At 67.3% G+C, this 22,163-nt stretch carries 18 protein-coding genes; 3 read left to right on the top strand and 15 right to left on the bottom strand.

Annotated elements, in window-relative coordinates:
* The 9 genes from J0J01_RS18620 to J0J01_RS18580 form a co-directional block, all read right to left on the bottom strand.
* Positions 1 to 1,725, bottom strand: a complete 1,725-nt coding sequence (locus J0J01_RS18620; RefSeq protein ID WP_296383267.1) for an HAD-IIIC family phosphatase — start codon at positions 1,723 to 1,725, stop codon at positions 1 to 3.
* 9 nt (positions 1,726 to 1,734) lie between these two features.
* Positions 1,735 to 2,625, bottom strand: coding sequence for an XrtA system polysaccharide deacetylase (locus tag J0J01_RS18615; protein ID WP_296383266.1), 891 nt, complete (start codon positions 2,623 to 2,625; stop codon positions 1,735 to 1,737).
* Between the two features lie 84 nt (positions 2,626 to 2,709).
* Positions 2,710 to 3,837 (bottom strand): glycosyltransferase, encoded by a 1,128-nt coding sequence (locus tag J0J01_RS18610; protein WP_296383264.1) that lies wholly within the window; start codon positions 3,835 to 3,837, stop codon positions 2,710 to 2,712.
* Positions 3,837 to 5,450: an aldo/keto reductase gene (locus tag J0J01_RS18605; RefSeq protein ID WP_296383263.1), complete on the bottom strand. Its 1,614-nt coding sequence runs from the start codon at positions 5,448 to 5,450 to the stop codon at positions 3,837 to 3,839. The genes J0J01_RS18610 and J0J01_RS18605 overlap by 1 nt, the downstream gene beginning before the upstream one ends.
* A 7-nt stretch (positions 5,451 to 5,457) precedes the next feature.
* Positions 5,458 to 6,747 (bottom strand): aminotransferase class III-fold pyridoxal phosphate-dependent enzyme, encoded by a 1,290-nt coding sequence (locus tag J0J01_RS18600; protein WP_296383261.1) that lies wholly within the window; start codon positions 6,745 to 6,747, stop codon positions 5,458 to 5,460.
* Between the two features lie 32 nt (positions 6,748 to 6,779).
* On the bottom strand, positions 6,780 to 7,829 hold the full coding sequence (gene pseI, locus J0J01_RS18595) for a pseudaminic acid synthase (protein ID WP_296383259.1): 1,050 nt from the start codon (positions 7,827 to 7,829) through the stop codon (positions 6,780 to 6,782).
* 7 nt (positions 7,830 to 7,836) lie between these two features.
* The gene (gene pseC, locus J0J01_RS18590; protein WP_296383257.1) at positions 7,837 to 9,024 is read right to left on the bottom strand and encodes a UDP-4-amino-4,6-dideoxy-N-acetyl-beta-L-altrosamine transaminase; all 1,188 of its coding nucleotides are present in this window, start codon (positions 9,022 to 9,024) and stop codon (positions 7,837 to 7,839) included.
* A gap of 3 nt (positions 9,025 to 9,027) precedes the next feature.
* Positions 9,028 to 10,020, bottom strand: coding sequence for a UDP-N-acetylglucosamine 4,6-dehydratase (inverting) (pseB, locus tag J0J01_RS18585; RefSeq protein WP_296383255.1), 993 nt, complete (start codon positions 10,018 to 10,020; stop codon positions 9,028 to 9,030).
* A 319-nt stretch (positions 10,021 to 10,339) separates the two neighbouring features.
* Positions 10,340 to 11,941 (bottom strand): GNAT family N-acetyltransferase, encoded by a 1,602-nt coding sequence (locus tag J0J01_RS18580; RefSeq protein WP_296383253.1) that lies wholly within the window; start codon positions 11,939 to 11,941, stop codon positions 10,340 to 10,342.
* Positions 11,942 to 12,133: 192 nt separating this feature from the next.
* Between J0J01_RS18580 and J0J01_RS18575 the strand changes: the two genes are divergently transcribed.
* Positions 12,134 to 13,324, top strand: coding sequence for a hypothetical protein (locus J0J01_RS18575; RefSeq protein WP_296383252.1), 1,191 nt, complete (start codon positions 12,134 to 12,136; stop codon positions 13,322 to 13,324).
* Between the two features lie 2 nt (positions 13,325 to 13,326).
* Positions 13,327 to 14,772, top strand: coding sequence for a hypothetical protein (locus J0J01_RS18570; protein WP_296383250.1), 1,446 nt, complete (start codon positions 13,327 to 13,329; stop codon positions 14,770 to 14,772).
* Here the strand turns inward: J0J01_RS18570 and J0J01_RS18565 are convergent.
* The 6 genes from J0J01_RS18565 to J0J01_RS18540 form a co-directional block, all read right to left on the bottom strand.
* Entirely contained in the window at positions 14,750 to 15,499 is a 750-nt protein-coding gene (locus J0J01_RS18565) for a class I SAM-dependent methyltransferase (protein WP_296383248.1), read from the bottom strand. The genes J0J01_RS18570 and J0J01_RS18565 overlap by 23 nt on opposite strands.
* A complete protein-coding gene (locus J0J01_RS18560) occupies positions 15,480 to 16,034 on the bottom strand; it encodes an acyltransferase (RefSeq protein WP_296383246.1) in 555 nt (184 codons plus the stop codon). Before J0J01_RS18560 ends, J0J01_RS18565 begins: the two co-directional genes overlap by 20 nt.
* 21 nt (positions 16,035 to 16,055) lie before the next feature.
* Positions 16,056 to 16,979, bottom strand: coding sequence for a phytanoyl-CoA dioxygenase family protein (locus J0J01_RS18555; protein ID WP_296383244.1), 924 nt, complete (start codon positions 16,977 to 16,979; stop codon positions 16,056 to 16,058).
* An 81-nt stretch (positions 16,980 to 17,060) separates the two neighbouring features.
* The gene (locus J0J01_RS18550; RefSeq protein ID WP_296383242.1) at positions 17,061 to 17,540 is read right to left on the bottom strand and encodes a GNAT family N-acetyltransferase; all 480 of its coding nucleotides are present in this window, start codon (positions 17,538 to 17,540) and stop codon (positions 17,061 to 17,063) included.
* A complete protein-coding gene (locus tag J0J01_RS18545) occupies positions 17,537 to 18,976 on the bottom strand; it encodes a hypothetical protein (protein ID WP_296383240.1) in 1,440 nt (479 codons plus the stop codon). The genes J0J01_RS18550 and J0J01_RS18545 overlap by 4 nt, the downstream gene beginning before the upstream one ends.
* Before the next feature lie 54 nt (positions 18,977 to 19,030).
* Positions 19,031 to 21,025 (bottom strand): right-handed parallel beta-helix repeat-containing protein, encoded by a 1,995-nt coding sequence (locus tag J0J01_RS18540; protein ID WP_296383238.1) that lies wholly within the window; start codon positions 21,023 to 21,025, stop codon positions 19,031 to 19,033.
* Positions 21,026 to 21,130: 105 nt separating this feature from the next.
* On the opposite strand from J0J01_RS18540, the gene pseG reads away from it, so the two are divergent.
* Positions 21,131 to 22,159 (top strand): UDP-2,4-diacetamido-2,4,6-trideoxy-beta-L-altropyranose hydrolase, encoded by a 1,029-nt coding sequence (gene pseG / locus J0J01_RS18535; RefSeq protein ID WP_296383236.1) that lies wholly within the window; start codon positions 21,131 to 21,133, stop codon positions 22,157 to 22,159.
* Positions 22,160 to 22,163 lie beyond the last annotated feature (4 nt).

Genomic DNA, 22,163 nt, shown 5'->3' with positions numbered 1-22,163 from the left:
TCATGTCCGGATCTCGAACCAGGCGGGGCGCGCGATCGGCGTGGCGAGGTCGAGGCTGAAGCGGCCATCGCCCTCGGCGCGGAAGCCGTGGTCGCTGTAGAGCTTGCGGCAGGGCTCGTTGCGCGGCGTCTCGATGATCGCGCCGGCCAGCGTCGTGCAGCGGTGCGCGGCCGCGCGCTCGCAGACGACCGAAAGCGCCGCCGTCTCGACGCCGCGGCCGAGCAGACGGCAGCTCATGACGAAGTTGTCGACCGAGGCGGTGGGCCCGTCGTAGCGCACCACGATCGCGCCGACGATCTCGTCCGAGCCCTGCTTGTCGATGACGCGGACGGCGAATACGTCGTCGCCGTTGGCGACCAGGTCCTTCAGTTCGCGCTCGGAATAGCGGCGGCTGGTGGTGTTGTATTGGTTGGTCTTGGCGAACAGCTGATTGATGCGCAGCTGTGTCCTGGCGTCGATCTTGCGCATCTCCAGCACCAGCCCGAGGCTGTGCAGGAAGGCCTCGCGGCCGCCCGGACGGCTGCCGGCGGAGCGGATGTCGCGGCGCACCTCGTAGCTGCGAGCGCGGTTGAGGTCCTCGGCCGAGAGCGCCAGCGTCGTCAACCCGGGATGGGCAAGCAGCAGGCGTGGCCATTCCGACGGATCGGCCGGCAGGTTGGGGATCGCGATGCCGGCGACGTTCTCGCCGACCTCGGCGCGCTCCACCGGATTGTCGTCGACGAACAGGAACGACGCCGTCGAGAGGTCGAGCTCGCGGGCCAGCGCATCGATGTTCATCGACTTGGGATCCCAGTTGATCCGCCAGGCGATGAAGTCCTTTTCGCGCAACACCATCGCGCCGTGCTCGCGGATCGCCTCGAGAGCGACGGCCTCGGTATTCTTGCTGACCAGCGTGAGCAGGATGCCGCGGCGGGCCAGCGCCTTCAGCACACCCTGCACCGCCAGGAACTGGTTGCCCGGATGGTCGGCGCCGAGCTTCAGGTTGTCCATGCCGTCGTCGCCGACCACGCCGCCCCACAGCGTGTTGTCGAGATCGATCACCAGCGCACGCGCCGTCTTGCCGGTCTGCGCCATCATGATGCCGGCGACCAGCCGCGCGTAGGGCTCGGCGAAGCCGCGCGAGAAGGGGACGCGGCCGATCAGCCAGTACTTGCCGGGATCGCAGGCCTGCCGGCCGAGATCGGCGACGATGCTGGACACCGGCACGACCTGGGTGTCGGGCAGGTCCGCGAGCGCCGCGACCAGCTCGGCGTTCAGCTCGGCAATCAGCCGCTCGATGCCCATCGCGGCGCCGGTCTGCTCGGCGATGGTCGAGGCGAACGGGCGCACGGGCGCGAAATTGTTGACCAGGAAGCGGCCGCCCAGCAGCGCGCGGGCGTGGCGGATGTCGTCGACGTAGTCGGCGAACTTCTGGCGGATACTGGGAATGGCCGAGGCATCGAGCGTCTCGAACGGACCGGCGAAGTCCTCGATACGCTCGGCGAAGACGTAGAAGTCGCAGGTGCTGCGGCGCAGCCCGGACGTCTCGTCGTTCAGCAGGATGCGGTACTGGCCGAACGGCGGCGCCTCGAATTTGGTCGCGACGCCGGCGCTGGCCGAGCAAGTGTCGGACAGCCGGCGCAGCAGGATGTCCCAGTTGGCGCTCGACAGCAGGCAGACGCTGCGGGCCGGCGCGGTCTCCCGGCTCTCAGCGGTCGGCTTCTCGAGGGACAACGCTTGGGACATGGCGATCCGTCAGGCGGAGGCGTGCATCCGACCGGAAAGTGTCGGCAGCCTGGTCTCGTTCGCTTCCACCCAGTCGATCATGCGCTCGAACTCGTAGCGCCGGCAAAGCGCTGCGATCTTGCCGCGCGTCGACGACAGATTGACGTACGAGCGGAACTTGCGGCCGAACGGCATCGGCAGGCGCGGCTGCTCGACGTCGATCTCGCGCGGATGGATGTAGTAGATGATCGGCGCGTCGGGCTGCGCCAGCTTGTCGGCGAGGAAGGTGATGGCCGAGGTCGGCAGCAGGCGGAGATAACCGCCGCCGGAGAAGATCAGTGACTTGCCGAAGGCGCGCGCCGGGCGCAGCGGCATCGCAACGACTCCGGAGCTGCCCCCCTCTGACTTGCCTGACGGGCGGACGTGCGGCTTGGGATAGGCATCGGGATCGCCGCCGAAGCTGCGGCTCGAGGCGAACAGCGAGCTGTCGTAGCGATAGCCTTCCTCGGCGAGGATGTCCCAGGCCCACGGCGTCTGCGGCGTGATCGAGAAACCCGGCGCGCGATAGCCCTGGACGGTGCCGGCGAAGCAGCCTTCGAGGATCTGCTTGGCGCGGCGGATGTCGGCGCGGAACACCTCGGGCGTGATCTCGTAGACCAGCTCGTGGGCGTAGCCGTGGCTCGCCACCTCGTGACCGCGCGCCGCGGTCTCGCGCACCAGGCCAGGGAATTTCTCGCCGACCCAGCCGAGGAAGAAGCAGGTCGCCTTCACGCCATGGCTGTCGAGCAGGTCGAGCAGATCGCGAAGGTTGCGTTCGACCCGCGATTCGTACTCGTGCCACGTACCGACCAGCGGCGTGTTGTCGAGGTCCGAGATGTGGAACCAGTCCTCGACATCGATGGTGAAGATGTGCGCGGTCAACGGGGTGCCCCGGCAGGTGGAAATGCGCTGAAATCCCATCCCTTGAATATCACGGGGCCCTGCGCGCTCCAAGGTACAGCGCGGTTAAGTCGCGAGAATATCGTCATAAAATGCCAGCAATTTGCCCAGGACCCTGCTCCGCTCGAAGACCTTGCGAATGCGGGTCAAGGCGCCGGCGCCTAGTCGCTCCCGCAATTCCGTGTCGTTCCAGAGCTTCAGCATGGCCTCGCGTAGCACCACCGGATCGCGTGGCTCGACGGTGAGGCCGCTCACCCCGTCCAGACTGACCGTCGGCACACTGGTCATCAGCCAGGTGTTGATCACGGGCCGGCCGGCCGCCATGGCCTCGAGCTGGACGAGGCCGAAGGCCTCGCCCTGGGTGACCGAGGGGAAGACCAGGAATTCACAGCCGCAGTAGAGGTCGCGCACGGTCTCGTCGTCGACGGCGCCGGCGAACACGATCTGGTCGGCGACACCGCGCTCCTTGGCTTGCGCCAGCAGCGACTCGCGCAGCGGGCCTTCGCCGACGATCACCACCCTGAGATCGGTACCGGAGACGGCGTCGATCAGCACCTCGTAACCCTTGTAGGGAATGAGCCGCCCGCAGGCGAAGGCGAAGCGGCCGCCCCAGCGCTTGCGCGTCGCCGCGATACGGTCGGTCTGGCCGCGCAGGACGTCGAACGGCGTGGTGTCGATCATGAACGGCATGATCCGGATGCGGTCGGTATGGCGGCCCAATACCGGCGAGCCGGCCGGCATGCGCTCGGAGGTGGCGAGGATGGCATCGGCGCGGCGCGCCAGCTTGTCCTGCAGCCACTCGGCGTAGGGCTTCAGCCGCTTCTGGCGCAGGATGTCGCCGTGCCAGGTGATGACCAGCCTGCGCGGTTTGGGCATCAGCAGCATAGACAGGGTCGCGGCCGGGTAGGGCTCGTGGAAGTGCACCAGGTCCGCCTTGCGCATCAGGCGCCACAGCGCGAACGGCAGGCCGGGCGCGACCGGCATGGAGAACAGGATGCCCAGGCTGCGCAGGCGCTCGACCATCACGCCGGTCGGCGTGACGGAGCGGCCGGCCTTCTCGCTGTCCTTCTCGCAGACCAGCACGGTGACATCGTGCCCGGCGCTGCGCGCGGCGTCGGCGCAGAACTCGGCGACCTTCTCGATGCCGCCGATCGAGGGCGGGTACCACTTCAGGACGTGGACGATGTGGGCCATTAGCGCGGCCGATTGATGGCAGCGATGTCCGGCCGGCGCTCGAGCAGCGCCAGGATGTCCGCCGAGCCGAACCGCTCGTTGACCGGCAGCAGCTCGCGGTAGACCGCGTCGACCATGTGGAAGTCGTCCGGTGTGTCGACAGTCCAGCGCATCAGGCTCTGGTCTGTGTCGTTGTGCAGCTTGCCCAGCCGGAAGCGCTCGGGCTGGGTGTAGAGAAACGACGTGACGTGCTCGCGCTGGTGGGCGGTCGCTGCCTCCACCGCCATCAGGCGCAGGGCTTCCCGGGTCATGACCTCGGTGTCGAGGCCGTCGGGATAGGTCGGCGGATTGGTGTTCGACGAATAGTCGTATTGCCCGGCGACGTGCATCTCGATCGTGCGGTCGATGACCTCGGGATCGGCGAGCGGACAGTCGCCGGTCAGCCGGACGATGTGGTCGACCGGATCGTTGTCCCGGGCGGCGCCCTCGTAGCGGGCCAGCACGTCGTGCAGGGAGCCGCGATGGCAGCCAATCCCCTCGGCGGCGCAGAAGGCGGCGATCGGGTCGTCGCTGGGATCGACGCTGGTCGCCACCACGAGGCGGTCGATCATCCTACTGCGCTTCAGCCGGTCGATGTGGCGGCCCAGCATCGGCCGGCCGAGGATCGGCTTCAGCACCTTGCCGGGCAGACGCGTCGAGCTCATGCGAGCCTGAAGGACCGCTAGCACGACCGGCTTGGCCGCGGCGCGGGCACGGAATGCCTCGTCGGACACCCACTGGCGCGGATCGAGCAGGACCTCGTCATCGACGGCGAGCTCATGCCACGGCACGCCGCTGCGGTCCTGTGCCGCGGCGTAAAGGATCTGGTGGCTTTCCGCGACCGCGGTGACGCCGACGAGGGCGTAGTCGATCTCCGGGACCGACAACGGGTAGCCGATGCCGGCCTCGACGGGCGACAGGCCGAGCGCGGCCAGCCGAGCTTGGAAGGCCGCGAGCCGGGGCGCAGCATGGGCGAGGCAGAGCGGCAGCTTTGCCGGATCGAGGAAGATCGCGCCTTGGAGGAACAGCGAGCGGGCATGGATCTCGACGCCGAGATCCTTGAGGCCGCGCAGCACGCCGCTCCGGACCAGCCGCTGGTCGAGCACGCTCACCGGCAGCTGCATGATGTCGGGGCGGAAGCGCCGGGCCAGCTCGAGCGGGTCGTCCGAGGCGTAAACGGAAATGCCGATGCGCGCGAACAGGCCTTCGTCGCGCAGACCCTGCAGCGCTCCCCACAACGCCGGGCCGTCGGTCGTGCGCAGGTCGGCGGCCGAATGGACCAGCAGGCCGTGCAGGCGCCGGCCGCCTAGCACGCGGTGCGACTGGCGGGCGCGGTCGACCACGCCCTGGATGCCGGCACCGGGCGCGGTCTTGGTGATGATCCGGAATCCGTCATCCGGCGCGACCAGCCGGCCGAGCACTTCCTCGGCCTGGCCGTAGGCCGCCGCGGTGTCGAGCAGGCGCACGCCGGCGCCGCGCGCGAGCCGGAGGATCTCGGCGGCGGTTTCGAGAGCGACCTGGCCATGCGGATTGGCGATGCCGTACGCCATTCCGAACTGGACAGTCCCGAGGCCGATGCGGCCGGCGTTGGACATGCGGGCGCTATCGGACCTTGAACAGGGGAACCAGCGGATCACAGCGCAGGTACTGGCGGACCGCGCCGTCGCGCACCGCATTGGCGACGAAGGGGATAACCTCGTCGTACACCGCGAGCAGGCGGTCGATGTCCTCGTTCGAGTGGGCGTAGCTGATGTTGTGGGTGCCGAGTGAGAGGATGCCGCGCTCGAAGATCTCCTGCAGCCACAGCGTCTTGATCTCCCACGACGTGGCGCCGGCCGCGTCGGAGAAATTCAGGAACGACCACGTCGGATGGCCGGAATGGGCGAGGAAGCCCGAGGCGCCGTACTTCGCCAGTCGTTCGGTCACGCCCTTGGACAGCCGCTCGCCTCGCTCGCGCATGGTGGCGATTACCGGCTCGCGCACCAGCTTCTGCATGGTCGCCAGCGCCGCCGCCAGCGACAGCGTCTCGCCGCCCATGGTGAAGGAGAAAAAGACCTCCTCCATCTCGGCCATGATGTCCTTGCGGCCGCACACCACCGACAGCGGGTAGCCGTTGGCGACGCCCTTGCCGAGCGTCGTGAGGTCTGGGGTGACGCCGAACTGTTCCTGCGCACCGCCGATGGCGAAGCGGAAGCCGGTAATGGTCTCGTCGAACACCAGCACGGCACCGGCCTTGGTCGCCGCCGTACGCACGCCCTCCAAGTAGCCCGGCGCCGGGTACTGGACGTTCATCGGCTCCATGATGATCGCGGCCACCTGGCCGTTCCATTTCTCGAGCTCGCGCTCAAGGGCGCCGAGGTCGTTGTAGGGCACGACGTGGGTCAGCGTGCCGGTCGCTACCGGCACGCCCTTGTTGCGCGCGGTGGCGCCGATGTACCAATCCTGCCAGCCGTGATAGCCGCAGGCGATGACGTGCTCGCGGCCGGTGAAGGCGCGGGCAGCGCGCACCGCGCCCGCCGTGGCGTCCGAGCCGTTCTTGCCGAACCGCGCCATCTCCGCCGACGGCACGAGCTGGCAGAGCATCTCCGCGACCTCGCTCTCGAGACGATGGGAGAGCGAGAAGATGGTGCCTTTGGCGAGCTGCTCCGACACCGCCGCGGTGACGTCGGGGTCGCAGTAGCCCAGGGTCACCGAGCAGAGCGCGTTGATGAAGTCGATGTACTCGTTGCCGTCGACGTCCCACAGCCGGCTGCCCTGGCCGCGCTCGGCGAAGTAGGGCGAGACGCCCAGCGGGAACTGGGTGATGCTCTTGGAGAAGGTCTGCGCGCCCAGAGGGATCGTCCTGCGCGCCCGCGCCAGCTGCTCTTCCGAATGCGCGTAGCGTACCGACATGAGGGCCCCCTAAAAGAGATGAAAGCGGCCGGTCATTCCACGACCGACGGCAGGATCGGCTCGCCGCGCTCGATGCGCCGCCGCGCCTTGCGTCCGACCAGCGCGGGCAGTTCCTTCGGCGGCATGCCGAAGCCCGGTCGGATCGATCGCACGTTCTGCATCGAGAAGGCCTCGCCGGCCTCGATCGTCTGCATCGCGTAGAGCGATCGGCGGAAGGTCGTGCTGCCGCGCTCGCTGCCCTGCAGGTCGTAGGTGACGTCGCCCAGGGCCTCCCAGGCGGCATGGCAGTCCTCGACCAGGCGCTTGAACTCGTCCGGCTCGAGCGAGAAGGCCGCGTCGGGGCCGCCATCGGCGCGCGCCAGGGTAAAATGCTTCTCGATCACCGCGGCGCCGAGGGCGACGGCGGCGACCGCAACCGCCGTGCCGGGCGTATGGTCGGACAGCCCGCCAACGACGCCGAAGGCGCTGGCGAGATGCGGCACGGTGCGCACATTGGCGTCGCCCACCGGCGCAGGATAGGAGCTCACGCAGTGCAGCAGGGCGATGTCGGAGGTGCCGGCCTTGCGCGCCGTCGCCACGGCATCCTGGATCTCGGCGAGGTTGGCCATGCCGGTTGAAAGGATCATCGGCTTGCCCTGGCGCGCGACCCGCTCGATCAGCATCAGGTCGATCACTTCGAACGAGGCGATCTTGTAGGCTGGCGCATCGAGGCTCGCGAGCAGATCGACCGCGGTCTCGTCGAACGGCGTCGAGAACAGCGTGACGCCATGCTCCTTCGCGCGGGCGAACAGCGCAGGGTGCCATTCGTAGGGCGTGTGCGCCTCGCCGTAGAGCTCGTACAGCGTCTTGCCGGACCACAGGCCGCCCTCGAGGCGGAACTCGGGACGGTCGGATTCGATGGTCAGCGTGTCCGGCGTGTAGGTCTGGATCTTGATCGCGTCGGCGCCGGTCGCGGCAGCGGCGTCGACTAGCTCGAGGGCGCGCTCGAGGCTGCCGTTGTGATTTCCCGACAGCTCGCAGATCACGTAGGGCGGGTGTCCCGGCCCGATCTTGCGTCCCGCGATCTCGATCTCCGGATGCATGGGCTCCTCAGCCGTTGCGCATGCAGACATTGCGGACCGCGCCGATCACGCGCTCGACCTCGGCATCGGTGAGGCCGGGATGCAGCGGGATCGACAGGCACTCGCGATAATACGCCTCGCTCTCGGGGAATGCCGCCCGATCGACGCCGTCGCGATGATAGGGCTGGCGATAGACCGGAATGTAGTGGACCTGGCTGCCGACGCCGTTCTTGCGCAGCTCCGCCATGACCTGCTGGCGCGTCGTCTTGAGGCCGGCATAGTCGAAGCGCAGGATGTAGAGATGCAGGCCCGAGCGGGCGCGTTCGCCCGGCGCCGATTGCGGGATGGCGAGATGCGGCAGGCCGCGCCACCGCTCGTCGTAATAGGCGGCGATCGCGCGCCGGCGCGCGAGGTAATGGTCGAGCTTGCCGATCTGCGACAGGCCCAGCGCCGCGCCCAGATCGGTAAGGCGGTAGTTGAGGCCGAGCTCGTGCTGCTCGTAGTACCAGGGCGGCGGCGTGTCGGTGCCTTCGTCGTCGAGAGCGACCAGGCGCGCCGGCTCGCGCTCGATGCCATGGCCGCGGAACAGCCGCAGCAGGCGGGCGAGCTCGTCGTCGTTGGTGACCACGGCGCCGCCTTCGCCTGTCGTGATCGGCTTCACCGGATGGAAGGAGAAGATCGACATGTCGGCGTAGGCGCCGCTGCCGACCAGCCGGCCGTCCTCGTAGGCGCCGCCGAAGGAATGCGCCGCGTCCTCGATCAGAAGCCGGCTGCCGGCGATGCGGCGCAGGTCGGCGGCGTGCGAGGCAAGCCCGCCGAAGTGGACGGGCATCACGGCCTTCACCGACGGGTGCGCCGCGAGCGTGCGCTGCAGGGCCGCCGGCGACAGCGACAGCGATTCGCGATCGATGTCGGCCAGGTGGACCGTGCCGCCGCACAGCTTCACACAGTTGGCGCTGGCGACGAAGGTGATCGGTGCGGTGACCGTCTCGGAGCCGGCGCCGATGCGCGCCGCCAGGCAGGCGATGTGCAGCCCGGAGGTCGCCGAATTGACCACGACGGCATGCTTGGCGCCGACCCGCTCGGCGACGGCGCGCTCGAAGCGCTCGACCATCGGGCCGGTGGTGAGCATCTCGCCGCGCAGCACCTCCACCACGGCGGCGATGTCGTCATCGTCGACGAGGTGACGGCCGTAGGAGAGGAAGCGCTCGGTCATGGCTCAGTCGTAGTCGGCGGCGGTCTGGGTGATCATCGCATGCAGCGCGGCCGCGTCGAGACGCTGCTCGGCGGAGTCGCTGGCATACTCGAACTCCTCGTCGACCGGCTTGCCGGGCACGCCGCGCACGGTGATCTGCCGGTCGCGAGTCCAGTTCTGCATCGCCGGACGGATGACATAGAGGCTGCCATGGTCGAGCGTGTTGCGCGCCTCGTCCTTCGGCACCAGGATCTCGTGCAGCTTCTCGCCGGGACGGATGCCGACGTTGCGCAACTCGGCCTCGGGCGCCATCGCCTTGGCCAGGTCGACGATGCGCATGGTGGCGATCTTGGGCACGAAGATCTCACCGCCGTCCATCACGTCGAGGCAGGAGGAGACGAACTTCACACCGTCCTCGAGCGTGATCCAGAAGCGGGTCATGCGCTCGTCGGTGATCGGCAGCCAGCCGTGCTTGCGATGGGCGATGAAGAAGGGGATGACCGAGCCGCGCGAGCCGACCACGTTGCCGTAGCGCACGGTGGCGAAGCGCGTGCCGCCACGGCCGCCCAGGTGGTTAGCGGCGACGAACAGCTTGTCAGCGCACAGCTTGGTGGCGCCGTAGAGATTGATCGGGTTGACCGCCTTGTCGGTCGACAGCGCAATGACGCGCTTCACCTTGGCATCGATGCTGGCGTTGATCAGGTTCTCCGCGCCCAGCACGTTGGTCTTGATGCACTCCATGGGGTTGTATTCGGCCGCGGGCACCTGCTTCAGCGCGGCGGCATGCACGACATAGTCGACGCCATGGAGGGCGCGCTGCAGGCGCGCCTCGTCGCGAATGTCGCCGAGGAACCAGCGGATGCGCGGATCGTCGATCTTCTGTCCCAGCTCGAACTGCTTCAGCTCGTCGCGCGAGAACACGACGAGGCGGCGTACACCGCTGTCGAGAGCGAATTTTACAAAACGGCGACCGAACGACCCCGTACCGCCAGTCACCAGGACGACGGAATCCTTCAAAGACTCAGCGCTCAAAGTAAGCCCCCCAAATGGCCCAACGATGACGACGTCTGCGAGTGAGCCGACCGTATGCCGCTCCCACTGCAGACATGCAACTGGCATTTTGGCGCTGGCTGCCGAGATCGCATTTGCGTTACGACGATGGTCGAAACGGCGGACTGGTCGGACGGTACTTGCGACTAGATCGGCCCGACGGCCTTTGCGGTCGGCATGCAACCGATAGGCGAGGCGGAGCGGCAAGTGCTGGGGAGGACGCGCCACCCGGCGCCCGCGGCCTTCCAACGCACCCTCGATCTGGCGGCCGCCAACCGTGGCGGCGCTAGCGGTTGCCGGGGTTGAACTGGCCGATGAGAAGCGTGTCCTGGCGCCGGCCGTCGAATAGACTATGCTGCTTCAGCCTGGCCTCGACGTGCCAGCCGGCCCGCGTGTAGGCCCGGAGCGACCCGATGTTGTCGGCGTACATCGAGGCATGCAGCTTCTGCAGGCCCAGCGTACGGAAGGCCAGCCGGCTGGCCAGTCGGATCGCCTCGGTGGCGGTCTGCCGTCCCCAGTAGTTCTTGTCGCCGATCACGGTGACCATGTCGGCGACGCTCTGCTGCCAGCGGATCGGCCCGATCTTCAGGTTGCCGACATGCAAGCCGGTCTCGGCGTCACAGATCGCACACATGAAGTAGATGTTCTTGCTCGGGCCTTCCTCGATGTACTCGCGCGCCTCATCGGCGGAAATCCCCCGAACCTCGCGGTAGCGGTGGACCTCGGGATCGGCGAACCAGCTTAGATATCGCGGCGTCACGTCCCCCGGCGTTAGCGGACGCAACATGACCCGCTCGCCGCGCGACAGGGCCGGATCGGCGAGCGCGGCAGGTAAGACCTCGCGCAGAGGGACCTCGCTAGGCGAGCTCGATGCGGCGGCGGCCGGCTGATATGCGGCCAGGGGTAAGGTGACGACGAATTCCGGCCGCGACCGGCCACCGAAGCTACGCTTGAACCGCGAGATGTTCACTTCCTTGCGGCTCGGCGCCGTCAGATGCCAGCGGTAGCGCTCCCATACCTGGCTGCCCAGCCAGAAACGCAGACAGCCGCGCTGGCGCGTATGCTTGATCGCCTCCCAGATGATGGCGTGGCTCAGCGGCTTGTCGAACAGCAGGCGATCGGACGCGCTGACGCCGTAGTAGCAGTCCGAGCGGGAGACCTGGAAAAGCGCGGCCGAGACGATGCTGCCGTTCAGCTCGGCGGTGACGACGAACGCCTCGTCATCCTCCATCATCTTGCCCTGGAGTTCCCAGGTCGCGGCCTGGCGCGTCGCTCCGCCGGCTGCCTCGAGATGCAGGCGCCGCAATTCCTTCAGCGCCTGAGGGTCGCGCCGAACCCTCAGGACCATATGCTTGCGGCCCCAGTTCACCGCCCACTGGCAGCTCTTGGTCAGCGCGCGCCACAGCGATTCCTCGTCGATCGTCAGGTCGACGATCTGGTTGAACTCCGATTCGATGTGGGCGCCCTGATCGAGCGCCCAATGGGTGAGCGGCGACAGGCCGCCGTCGAGGAGCTGGTCGCGAAAGGTCAGCCGCTCCACCTTGCTGCTGTCGGCCGCCTCGTAGATCCACTTCCGAAGCAGCGTCTCGGCGCCGTTGCGCATTGGCGCCGCGGTGTCGCGGGCGACGATGATCTGGCTCGCCATCTGCGTCGCGTCGAGCGCGCGGCGGCCGCCGGTGTCGCGCAGCAGCTCGAAGTAGGTGCCGATGATCGGCCGATCGCCTTCGACGACGACGGCGCAAACCTGCTTCTCGAGCGCCTGTCCCAGGTAGAGGGCGCGGTAGGCGAAATGCGATTGCGAGATCAGCGCGGTCGGATTGTCGTGGTTACGTAGCAAAACCGCCCAAAAGCGTTCGAAGTCGCGATCCTGCCGTTCGAGTATTCTCATGTGTCCAAATTCGCGTAAATCGCCCGCCACATCAATCCTTGGTCGGGTCGCGCGGAACTATATATAAGATGGCCGGGCGATAGGCGCTGGGGAAGCTCGATCGAACCGAACATGTCGGTATTGTCGTCGAACGTCATTCGGACTGGCGTCACCTTCGTTTTGTCCTTCGGGCTCGGGAAAGGCACATCCTTCTTGGCGGCGCTCGCGCTGCCGCGGCTGATCGACGCGAAGATGTACGGCGGCATCGAACTGGCGCTGACGATCAGCACGCTGGGCGCTGCGGTCGTCGGACTGGGCGCGACCTCGGTCGGCACACGACGCGCTCTCGTCGACAACGAGCCGCGCGGCGAAACCATCGTCTTCGTCCATTGCCTGTGGCTCGTCCTGATCGGGCTGGCCGCGGCGGCCGGTCTGGCCGCCGCCGGATGGGCCGTGCAGTACATCTGTGGCGCGGCCATGATCGGCATCGTCGGCTTCCAGGTTTCGGCTGCGAGCCTTACCCGCATCCGCGGTCAGGTCCACTGGTCGGGTTGGTTCGACAATATCTCGATCATGATCACCCTCGTCCTGGTCGTTCTCGTGGTCCTGTTGGGAAGGGCGGACCTGCCGACCTTCACCTGGGGTGTCGTGGCGACATCGGCAGCCGCGGGCGTCGCCGCCGTGTGGGGCCTGATGCGGCGGCCGATCGGCCCCTGGAGACCGATCGTCGCGGACGTCCTCGCTCTCGGCGTGCCGATGATGCTGTTCGGCGCGGCCATAGCGCTGATCTTCGGCACGATCCGGATCGCCATCGCCCAAGAGCTGGTTCTGCGCGACGTTGCCTGCTTCTCGCTGTGCGCGCGCATCTGCCTGGTGCTGATCTTCGTCAGCCAGACCCTGGTGACGGGGCTGTTCCGGCCGATCTACAAGGCCGGCGGCGAGGCCATTACCCGCGCCTTCAGTCTCTGGATCCCCGCGCTGTCGGCGATCGCTCTGGTCGTGGCGATCGCCGGCTACTACGGCGCACCGCTGCTGGTTGCCGGGACGACCACCCCGGCGGCCGATTTCGCCGCGGTATTCCCGGCGGTCGTCATTCAGACGTCGTTCTGGGTGCTGAACTCCAATCTCGAGATCTTCGTGGTGCGCGAGCTGCTGTCGCGCCAGGCGTCGGTGGCCTGCGTGGTGATCGCCGCGAGCGGGCTGGCGGTCGGCACCGCGGTCACCGCGCTCGGCCTGCTCACCCTCATGACGGTCATCAACCTCTATTCGGTGATGATGGCCATCTTGCTGCTGACACAGATGCGGCTCCTGCTGCGCAGGGGTATCGACTTCCGCAGGGCCTACTGGGCGCTGCCGTTGCTGGCGGCGCCAGGGCTCATTTACCTCCTGCCAGGGCCGGCGTGACGATGTCGCTGTGTTTCATCGCGAACAAGGATCTGACCGTTCCCTTCTCGGACATCGCCCGCCGCCTCAGGGCGCGCGGCGAGGAGATCGTCTGGCTGTCGCCGAGCACGCGATGGACGAATTGGCTGATCGCCGAGGGCTGGCCGAAGCAGGACGTCGTCAACCTCCCCGACCATGCGGATGAATGGCGCGACCTGTCGATCGAGCAGGCGGTGGCGTCGCTCGCCGACATCGAGGACGAGCCGCCAGCCACGATCAGCAACGCCATCCAGATGTGCCGCAACCTCAAGCGCTGGCCGCGGCGCTCCGCCTACGCTTACCTGGCGGTCGCCCGACGGCATGTCGAGCCGATCCTCCTGCAGCGCAAGGTCGAGGCTGTGTTCGGCGAAGGAACCTGGGGCTTCGAGATCCTGATCTGGCTTCTGGGCCAGCATCACGGCATTCCGGTGCTGACCCCGACATCGACGCGCATTCCCGGCGATCGCTTCTATTTCTCCGACGCGGTGACCGCGGGCTTGCACCAGTTCATGCCGGCCACTGAAGACGATCGGGTCTGGGCGACGGCGTTCCTCGACGAATGGCTGAACCGGCCGACGCAGCCCGAGTACATGCAGAGCCACACCAAGGGCTATCAGCTGTTCCAGCGGCATTGGCTGCGCGAGCTGGTAATCGGGCTGTTGCGCCCCGACCTCGATCGCCACGATGCGACGCTGTGGCCCCTTCATCGCCGCATCGCCGACCGCACCATGCGCATGGTCAATGCGCTGGGCTCACGCTACTTCAGCCCGTTCGACCGCGGTCCGCCGGGCGAGCGCTACGTGCTTTTCCCCCTGCATCACCAGCCCGAGGCGTCGGTCGACGTCTATGGCTCTCTGAACAGCAACCAGGAGGCCCTGATCGCGACCCTCAGTCGGATCCTGTCAGCAACCCACAAGCTCTGGATCAAGGAGCATAAGGGCGCGATCGGCGACAGGTCGCTCGGTTGGTACCGGAGGATGCTGGCGCTGCCCAACGTGCGGCTGATCGATCCTTTCCAGGACATCTACGGGCTGATCCGCGGCGCCGACATCGTCGTCACCATCTCCGGCACGCCGGCCTACGAGGCGGCCTTGATGGGGGTGCCGGCGCTGGGGCTGGCGCCGGTTTTCTTCTCGTCGCTGCTGTGGAACCAGCCGGTGGCGCGCAGCCATCCGCTCGAATGGCAGATACAGGCGCTGCTCGACGAGGCCACGGCGCCGTCGACCGCGGTCGATCGGCGGGCCCGCTCAGTCGAGTTCCTGGCCATCCTCCATGCCAATTCGTGCGCCGGCAATCCGGCCCGGTTGCTGACGCCCTCCACCGCGCGCGCCCAGCCGGACTATCTGCTTGCCGAGAGCGAGGGCATCGCCCGGTTCGCCCAGGCGATCCGCCGCAACAAGGTAGCGCTCAGTCGAGAGCCGGGCAGGTGAGCCGGCGCTCGGCGACGATCACCCATTTGCTGAAGACCAGGCCGTTCAGGAACCACAGGCCCGGCAATTGGCGATGGCCGACCGGCAGGAAGGTCGGCCGGAAGCCAGTGGCGCGCATGTAGTACTCGTACTGCGCTTTGAGATAGCTGTTCTCGGTCACACCGGCCGCGACCTCCTCGGAACGCAGCAGCTTGCGCAGCGCCCACGGGTAGGTGAGGGGTGCGGCGTACTGCTCGCGCTGGGCGATCAGCAGGCCGTCGTCAGCCAGCACGCGGTGGCACTCGCGCAGGGTGGTCCACATGTTGCGCGAATGGTGGAGCGCGGCGTCGAACAGCACGACGTCGAATTGGCCATCGCCGAACCGGAGCGGGTCGGTGAAGTCGGCCTCGCCGAAGGTCAGCAGCTCGATGCGGCCGCCGATATGCTGGGCGACGGTGCGCGCCAGCGAATCCATGCGATGGGCCGAGATGTCGGTGCAGTGCATCGCGCCGATCCACGGCTCGCGCGACAGGGTGAGCGACAGGGTGCAGGTGCCGGCGCCGAGCTCCAGCGTCTTGAGCTTGCGGCCCTTGCGCTTGGCCAGCGCGGCAAGAGTGGCGCGATACTTGGCAACATAGGTTTCGACGACGGCCTGGTGGTCCGTCATGAAGGACGGATCGCTGAAATAGTGGGTTTCGGCGTCGTAGAACTTCTTGTCCGCCGTCTTACTAGGCGTTGTCTGGCTCATGGGCCCTAGCCTGATGCACTTCGGGGAGGGGGACTTTTGGCTTGCGACTGCGGATGAGGGACGGCGCGCCGGTAACGATCGCATCGGCCGGGACGTCCTTGGTGACGACGGCGCCGGCGCCGATGATCGCGCGCTCGCCGATCGTGACGCCGCCCAGGATGATAGCCCGCGTACCGATCCACACGCCGGCGCCGATCACGATCGGCTTGGCGACGTGCGGATAGGGCGCCGGGCCGGAGAAGTCGAGCCCGGCGGTCTCGATCACCACGTCCTTGGAGATCCGGACATGGTCACCGAGCACGATACCGGCGTCGCCGCCGAGCGTCGTGCCCGGCCCGACGATCACCCGGGTCCCGAGTTTGATGCGCTCGGGGAACTTCACTTCGACCGACCAGTGCATCACCACGTCCCTCGACTGCGGCAACATGGCGCGAGCTCGCGCGACGTTGGCGATGCGCTCGCCCTGCTGGATCAGGAAGATGATGCCGCGCGTGACCAGCCGCACCGGCGAGCAGGCGAAGAAGGCCCTCAGCATGCTGTGCCGCGGGCGCGTGCGTCAGGCATGGTCGACATAGACGCGGTTGATGTAGGGATCGATCGCTGCGTTGGTCGACGAGAACTCGCGGCGCTGGAACGGCCTTGCGGGGCCGTACGCCATCGGCAGCATCGAGAAGACGACCTGCAGGATCAGCCGCGTGCCCTTCTGGACGTTGAGCCCGCGATGAAGCCCCGTGGTGTTGACGATGAACGCCGAGCTCGCCGGGCCGGTGAAGCTCACGATCTGGTCCGGCGGGAAAGCCGCAGCGACCTCCTCGTCGGAGTAGCGGCCCGCGCCGCGCAGCTTCGGTGAGAGTTGGGAGCTGCGAACGAATTCGTGCGGGCCGTTCTCGGAATCGACGTCGTTGAGATAGATGAAAAGCTTCAGGAAATCGACGTCGTCGTAGTCGCGATGGAACAGCTGCGCATGGCGTGCCTTGCGGTCCGTCGTCGGCACCGACCACCACGCCATCATCAGACCGATCGTCGGCTTGCAGCCGAAGGCGCCTTCGACGATCGACAGCACCTTGGAATCGTTGGCGATGTCGAGCAGATGCGGACAGGTGATCAGGTCCTGGTCGGCGATCTGAAGGACATGGCTGTCGAGCTTGGCTGCCTCCTGCAGCGACACCACCGGCGAGTGCTCCAGGTAGGGCGCGAACACCTTGCTCTTCTCGAAATGCCGCCGCATTTCCTCGGCCATCGCCGGCGTCACGAGCCCGTCTAGATTGACGAAGCCCTGGTCCTGCAGGTGCCTGACGTCCGGAGCCAGCTGCGGGTCGACGGGCTTCGCGGGCGGCAGAAAACGGGCGACCAGGCCGGCGATCCGACGGCGCGGCGCACTCTGACGGACGCGTCGTTGCGCGAAGAACACGACGCCGCGGATGTTGGCGTAGCTCCGCAGGTCCCGCAGCTTGCGCCTCACCCGTGCCAGCGCACCCATCGTCGCCCCCAAAAAGAACTCAAAGCCGCCCATCCCAGCCCGCGGCACACGCACGGAAACTAACGCACACGGCCCATTTCCTCAACCGCGGCACGACAGCACAAAGCGGTCGACTTCGCCAAACGAGCCGATGCGGCGAAAGCCGTGCGCCTCGAACAGCCGGCGGGACGGCACGTTCTCCGGCTTGATCTCGGCGACAATCTCCGCCGGCCGATGCGCCGCCATGACGGATTCGAGGGCGGCGGCGAGCAGGGCATGGCTCCATCCCTTGCCGCGATGCCCCGGGGCGAGGTTGATGTTCACTTCCCAAGTGCTGGACGCCAGCCGGTCGAAGCGCACCATGCCGACCTTGTCGCCAGCAATGCAGCCGACCAGCAGGAGCTTGGCCGGGTCGTCGAGAGTGCGCGCGAACCATCGCCTGTGGTCCGCGTCGGAGACCGCCGTGGTGTTGCGCGACATCGCGCGGGTTACCGCGTCATTACGCCATTCGAGGAGCTCGGCGGCGTCGTCGAGCGTCGCGTCGCGGAGCACGAAGGAGCCCACATCCGGCGGAGGCGTCACGTCGCTCCCGCGTTGGGGGCGCCGGATCGAGCCGGCAGCGAGGGCAGCTCGCTGATCTCGGACTCGCGCGAGAGCGTCGCCACAATGAAGTGGATGATGACGTAGAGTAGCGTTCCCCACACGGCGAAGGCGCCGAGACCGCCGGTCAGGGGATTGTCTATGAACGTCATGAAATTGGCGAAGCACATGAGGATGTGCAGCGGCAGCCAGCGCTCGGGCAGGTGGACCGCCTTACGGTGAAGCACGGTCTGGGCATAGCCGAACGCGAAGGCGAGGGGCACGCCGAGAAGGCCGAAATCGTAATAGATGTTCGACAGCGACGCTGAATACATGCCTTCCTCCATGCCGTGCACGAAGGGGCTGTAGAAGATCTGCTGGCCGGTGATGTAGGCGATCACACGCAGAGGAAGGCTGAAGTGGATGTAGCCGTCGCCGAATTCCAGTTCGTCGAAATGAGCAAAGTTCGCGAAGTAGACGACCCAGGAATGGGTGATGTGCTGCTCGATGTGGACTAGGTTCTTCAGGATGGCGACGTAGAAGCCTTGACCGTCCGTCGCGATGATGGCGTTGGTGATCCAGGCCGGGGGCGCGGCGAACTCGGCCATGCCGGTGAACCGGAAGGCTTCGGCGATCGATTCCTCGTATCCGCCGCCTTCCAGCGTCCGGATCTCGAACAGCAGCTGGAAGAAGGTGATCAGCACGAGGCCGACCGCGAGCAGGGCGACCCGCGAATGGACGAGCCACGTCAGTGATCTGGTCGCCCGCGCCAGCACGAAGACCAGGATCGCCGTGTGGAGCATCGGCGAGCGGCTCGCGCCGAGAAGGCCCTCGGTCATCGGGTAGGCGGCCAACAACATCGCGATCGCCGTGGCGACCGGCCGGCGGCGGTCGGTTTTGGTCAGCCAGACCAGGGTGAGTGCGATCAGGCCGAACGAGAAGGCCAGACCGCCGATGTACCCGAACACCGACACCTGCCCTTCCAGGGATTCGCGGGTCTCAGCGAAGGTTTCCTGAACGGAGAAGCTGCGCAGGATGAAGCGGTCGTAGACGCGGGCGAGAATGCCGAGGAAGGCGATGATGATCGTTAGGTAGATGTAGCGGCCGGTCGATGCTTGAAAAGGCAGCGGCTTGACGGTGTCGATAGGTGGACCGGTGTTCGTCGACACGTAGCATCCGCCGAAGAACGCGCTCATGATCGCCAGGGCATAGACCGCCGCCGTCCAGGTCACGTAGGAATAGTTGAATTCCAGAGGCGACGTCACCGCGACGACGGCATAGACGACCATGCCGACAGCCATGCATCGAGCGGGCGACCAGTGCCGCACGAAGCTCAGATCGAGCGAAGGATAGGTCGGCGAAGACGCCATTCGGACAGCCCGATGCCAAGGGTGAGGGGAGTGGATACGCTGTCCGCCCCGGGGGGACAAGAGCCCCATCCCGCGTACGGTTGCCGCCGCCCGGCGTACGCGACCGTTGAGGGTGGTTATCGCTCAGGTGGCAGCAATGATGCTCAGGCTGCCGCCGGTTGCCCCGGCCATCGCCACGATCTCGCGCTCGCCGTCATGGGTCAGCCGCAGACCGACGCGGGCTCCGGTGGCGAGTGGTAAAAGCGCCCGCAGCGATAGGCTTTGTCGCAGGATCGGGCCGGCGGCGAGCATCGCCTGTCGGCGGATCACGCCATCGACGACAAGGGCGAGCTCGATCGTCGAACCGGCGGTCGCCCCTTCGACGCAGACCAGCGCGTCGATTTCATAGAGTTGGGCATAGGGCACGCTGAGGCCGCCCACCAGGAGCATGAGGTCGCCATCCGAACGCGCCGCCGTTGAAACCCGGATGCGGTCCTGCTCGACGGCGAGGATGCGGCTGTCTGCGACAAAGCGGCCGGAGCCGTCCGACACCGGCAGGCCCGCGCGCAAACCGGCGGTTGTCGCCACCGCGAGCCAATCGCTGTCGCGGGTCGCCTTGGTAGAGATGTAGCTCTGCGGTGTCACGCCGCCGCGGCCGAAGTCGCCCTGCGCGCGGTCGAACACCAGCTCGACGGCCGCGCTGGCGGCAATCCGTTGCACAGCGCCCCGTTCCATGATCGCCCAGGCCCGCGGCGTGCGATCTGCATAGCGGGTGAAGCCGTTCTCCTGGACCAGCACGTGGGCGCCGGCCGCCGGCTCGTTGTCGAGCAGCAGGTGCTGCGGCGCCTTGTCGACCCAGGCCGGGTCGACGATCTGGATGTTGCGGTAGCCGCCCGGCGCGCCGAAGCGGATGGCGGAGTATTTGTGGGCGCTGTCCGGCGTCGCGCGGAACTGGCATCCCTTCAGCTCGACGTCGCTCACCAGATGCTTGTAGGGCGTGTTGCCGATCACGACGCCGATCTCGGGGCGGTTCTTCCCGGCCGCCGGATCGTGGTGAGTGATGAAGCGGCAGCGCTCGAAGGTCGCGGTGACGGCCTCCTTCAGCCAGACGTGGCTGCCGAGGTTGCTGTCGAACTCGATGCGCTCGACCTTTAGGATGAGCGGCGTGCCAGCGACCCGCTCGACGAGCAAGCCGACGCCGCCGTTGACGGCGATCGAGCCGCCGTCGATTTTCCAGCCGCTGCCGCTGCAATAGACGCCGCCGGCGCCGTTACCGTTGGCCTCGCTGCGCTGCCAATTCAGGATGGCGGCCTGGGCGGCGCCGTCATGGACGCCCCAGCCGCGATTGTCGCTGAATGCACACTCGCTGACATGGATGATCGAGGAGAAGGCATCGAGGTTGCCGGTGATCTCGATCGTGCGCGGACCACTTTCGGTCGCGGGCTTCGACATCTCGAGGGTAGTCTCGTCGATGATGCGCTCGACGATGGTGTCGGGCGGGATACCGGAACCGAAAATCCGCATCAGTTTCCAAATGCGCATGTCTTCGTTGAAGCCGCCCTTGGCAAAGCGCCGGGCGATCGTCGAGCCGCTGGTCGTCTCGAAGTCACCGAGTTTCCAGCGCAGGTCATGGCGCCACGGCATGGACATGCCGTTGCCGCTGAAGCCGCGCACCCAGACGTCAGACAGCGTGTAGTTCCACGCGCCCGAGAACCGCAGGCCGTCCTGCGGTGGCGCTGAGCGGTTGCCGACCAGCGTGAAGCCTTCAAGGCGGCCGCCGACCGAGAACCGGTAGGGGACCTCCTGGCCGATCTCGAATGCCGCCTCACCCGGGCCGGTGCAGTGGATGAAAGTGCGCTGGGAGCCACTTCCGCTCAGGACGAGCCCGGGCGCGCGCGAGGCGCCGGGAAGGTCGCGGTTGATGTAGACGAACGGCGACGCCAGCCGGTACTCGCCCGGGCCCAGGCCGATCGGCCGGCCGGGCGCTTCCGCCAGCGCGCGCGTGATCGCCGGACTGATGTCGTTGCCTTCCTTGGCGCCGAAATCCTTGAGATCGACCGCGAGGGCGGCGGCCGGAAGGCTCACGGCGAGCGGACCCGTGGCGATCAATCCGCGGCGCGTCACACGAGGTGGAATCAAGCACTCGCTCCGATTCGGGTTTCCGCACGGTCAGCTTACTGACCGACGGTGATCGGGACAATAAAGCGGGTCGGCGGCGTACACGCCTGTGCTAGCGTGCGCCGCGTGATCAAGGCGACGTTCGTGACGGCTGCGGCGCCGCAAATCGGCGGCGGACATGTGCTCCGATGCCTCGCTCTGGCGGAAAGCCTCGCGGCGCTCGGTGTGCGATCGCGGTTTGCCATTGATCGCGTGACCCGCGATACCGTCGGTTTGCTCGAATCGAGCGGCGCCGAAGTGGTCGAGACGACGCCAGCCATCGCGCACAGGCATCCGGCCTTGCGCGATACCGACATCGCGATCTTCGACGGCTATACCCTCAACCACGCGGTCGAAGTGGGATGGAACGGTATCGCGGGGCTGCGGGTCGCGATCGATGACCTCGCCAACCGTTCGCACGATTGCGACGTGCTGGTCGATCATGCCGCAGGCCGCGAGCGCACCCATTATGCCGGGCTGGTGCCGACCGGCTGCACTGTGCTGACGGGACCCACCTATGCCCTGATGCGGCCAGAATTCCGCGCGCTGCGGCCGCGGGCACTGGCGCGCCATCAGGGGCAGGCGCCGCGGCGGGTGCTGATCGCGATGGGGCTGACCGATGTCGGTGGCGCCAGCCGGCATGCCGTCGAAGGCGTACTGTTGGCGGGCAGGGGGCTGGCGATCGACGTCGTCACCGGCCGCACCGCCGGCAGCCTGCCGTGGCTCGAAGCGCAGGCGCGGGCCGGTGCGCTGCGGCTGCATGTCGACCTTGATGCACGCGGCATGGCCGAGTTGATGACCGAGGCCGACATCGCCATCGGCAGTGGTGGCGGCACCGGCCTCGAACGCTGCTGCCTGGGCTTGCCGAGCCTGGTCATCGTGTTGGCCGACAACCAGCGCGAAGGTGTCGCGAGCCTCGTCCGGCTGGGCGCTGCGACTTCACTCGGCGACCTCGCCGCGGCGACGCCGCAGCACATTGCAGCCGCTCTCGCCGCTCTTGACGATGATCGGCAGACGCTCGCTGACCAGGCGCGCGCCGCCGCAGCGATCGTCGACGGCGCGGGCGCGCAGCGGGTCAGTCGCATCCTGCTCGACAGGCTGGCGGCTGCCCGGTAGGACG

Source organism: Reyranella sp., from assembly GCF_017305915.1.
Lineage (GTDB): Bacteria > Pseudomonadota > Alphaproteobacteria > Reyranellales > Reyranellaceae > Reyranella.
This window is presented reverse-complemented; position numbering and strand designations above follow the sequence as displayed.

Excerpts from the sequence above, each read along its gene's own strand:
- J0J01_RS18555 (WP_296383244.1), bottom strand. The coding sequence starts at position 16,979 with ATGGGTGCGCTGGCACGGGTGAGGCGCAAGCTGCGGGACCTGCGGAGC.
- J0J01_RS18565 (WP_296383248.1), bottom strand. The coding sequence starts at position 15,499 with ATGAGCCAGACAACGCCTAGTAAGACGGCGGACAAGAAGTTCTACGAC.
- J0J01_RS18620 (WP_296383267.1), bottom strand. The coding sequence starts at position 1,725 with ATGTCCCAAGCGTTGTCCCTCGAGAAGCCGACCGCTGAGAGCCGGGAG.
- pseC (WP_296383257.1), bottom strand. The coding sequence starts at position 9,024 with ATGACCGAGCGCTTCCTCTCCTACGGCCGTCACCTCGTCGACGATGAC.
- J0J01_RS18560 (WP_296383246.1), bottom strand. The coding sequence starts at position 16,034 with ATGCTGAGGGCCTTCTTCGCCTGCTCGCCGGTGCGGCTGGTCACGCGC.
- pseI (WP_296383259.1), bottom strand. The coding sequence starts at position 7,829 with ATGCATCCGGAGATCGAGATCGCGGGACGCAAGATCGGGCCGGGACAC.
- J0J01_RS18600 (WP_296383261.1), bottom strand. The coding sequence starts at position 6,747 with ATGTCGGTACGCTACGCGCATTCGGAAGAGCAGCTGGCGCGGGCGCGC.
- J0J01_RS18545 (WP_296383240.1), bottom strand. The coding sequence starts at position 18,976 with ATGGGGCTCTTGTCCCCCCGGGGCGGACAGCGTATCCACTCCCCTCAC.
- J0J01_RS18570 (WP_296383250.1), top strand. The coding sequence starts at position 13,327 with ATGTCGCTGTGTTTCATCGCGAACAAGGATCTGACCGTTCCCTTCTCG.
- J0J01_RS18610 (WP_296383264.1), bottom strand. The coding sequence starts at position 3,837 with ATGGCCCACATCGTCCACGTCCTGAAGTGGTACCCGCCCTCGATCGGC.
- J0J01_RS18580 (WP_296383253.1), bottom strand. The coding sequence starts at position 11,941 with ATGAGAATACTCGAACGGCAGGATCGCGACTTCGAACGCTTTTGGGCG.
- J0J01_RS18605 (WP_296383263.1), bottom strand. The coding sequence starts at position 5,450 with ATGTCCAACGCCGGCCGCATCGGCCTCGGGACTGTCCAGTTCGGAATG.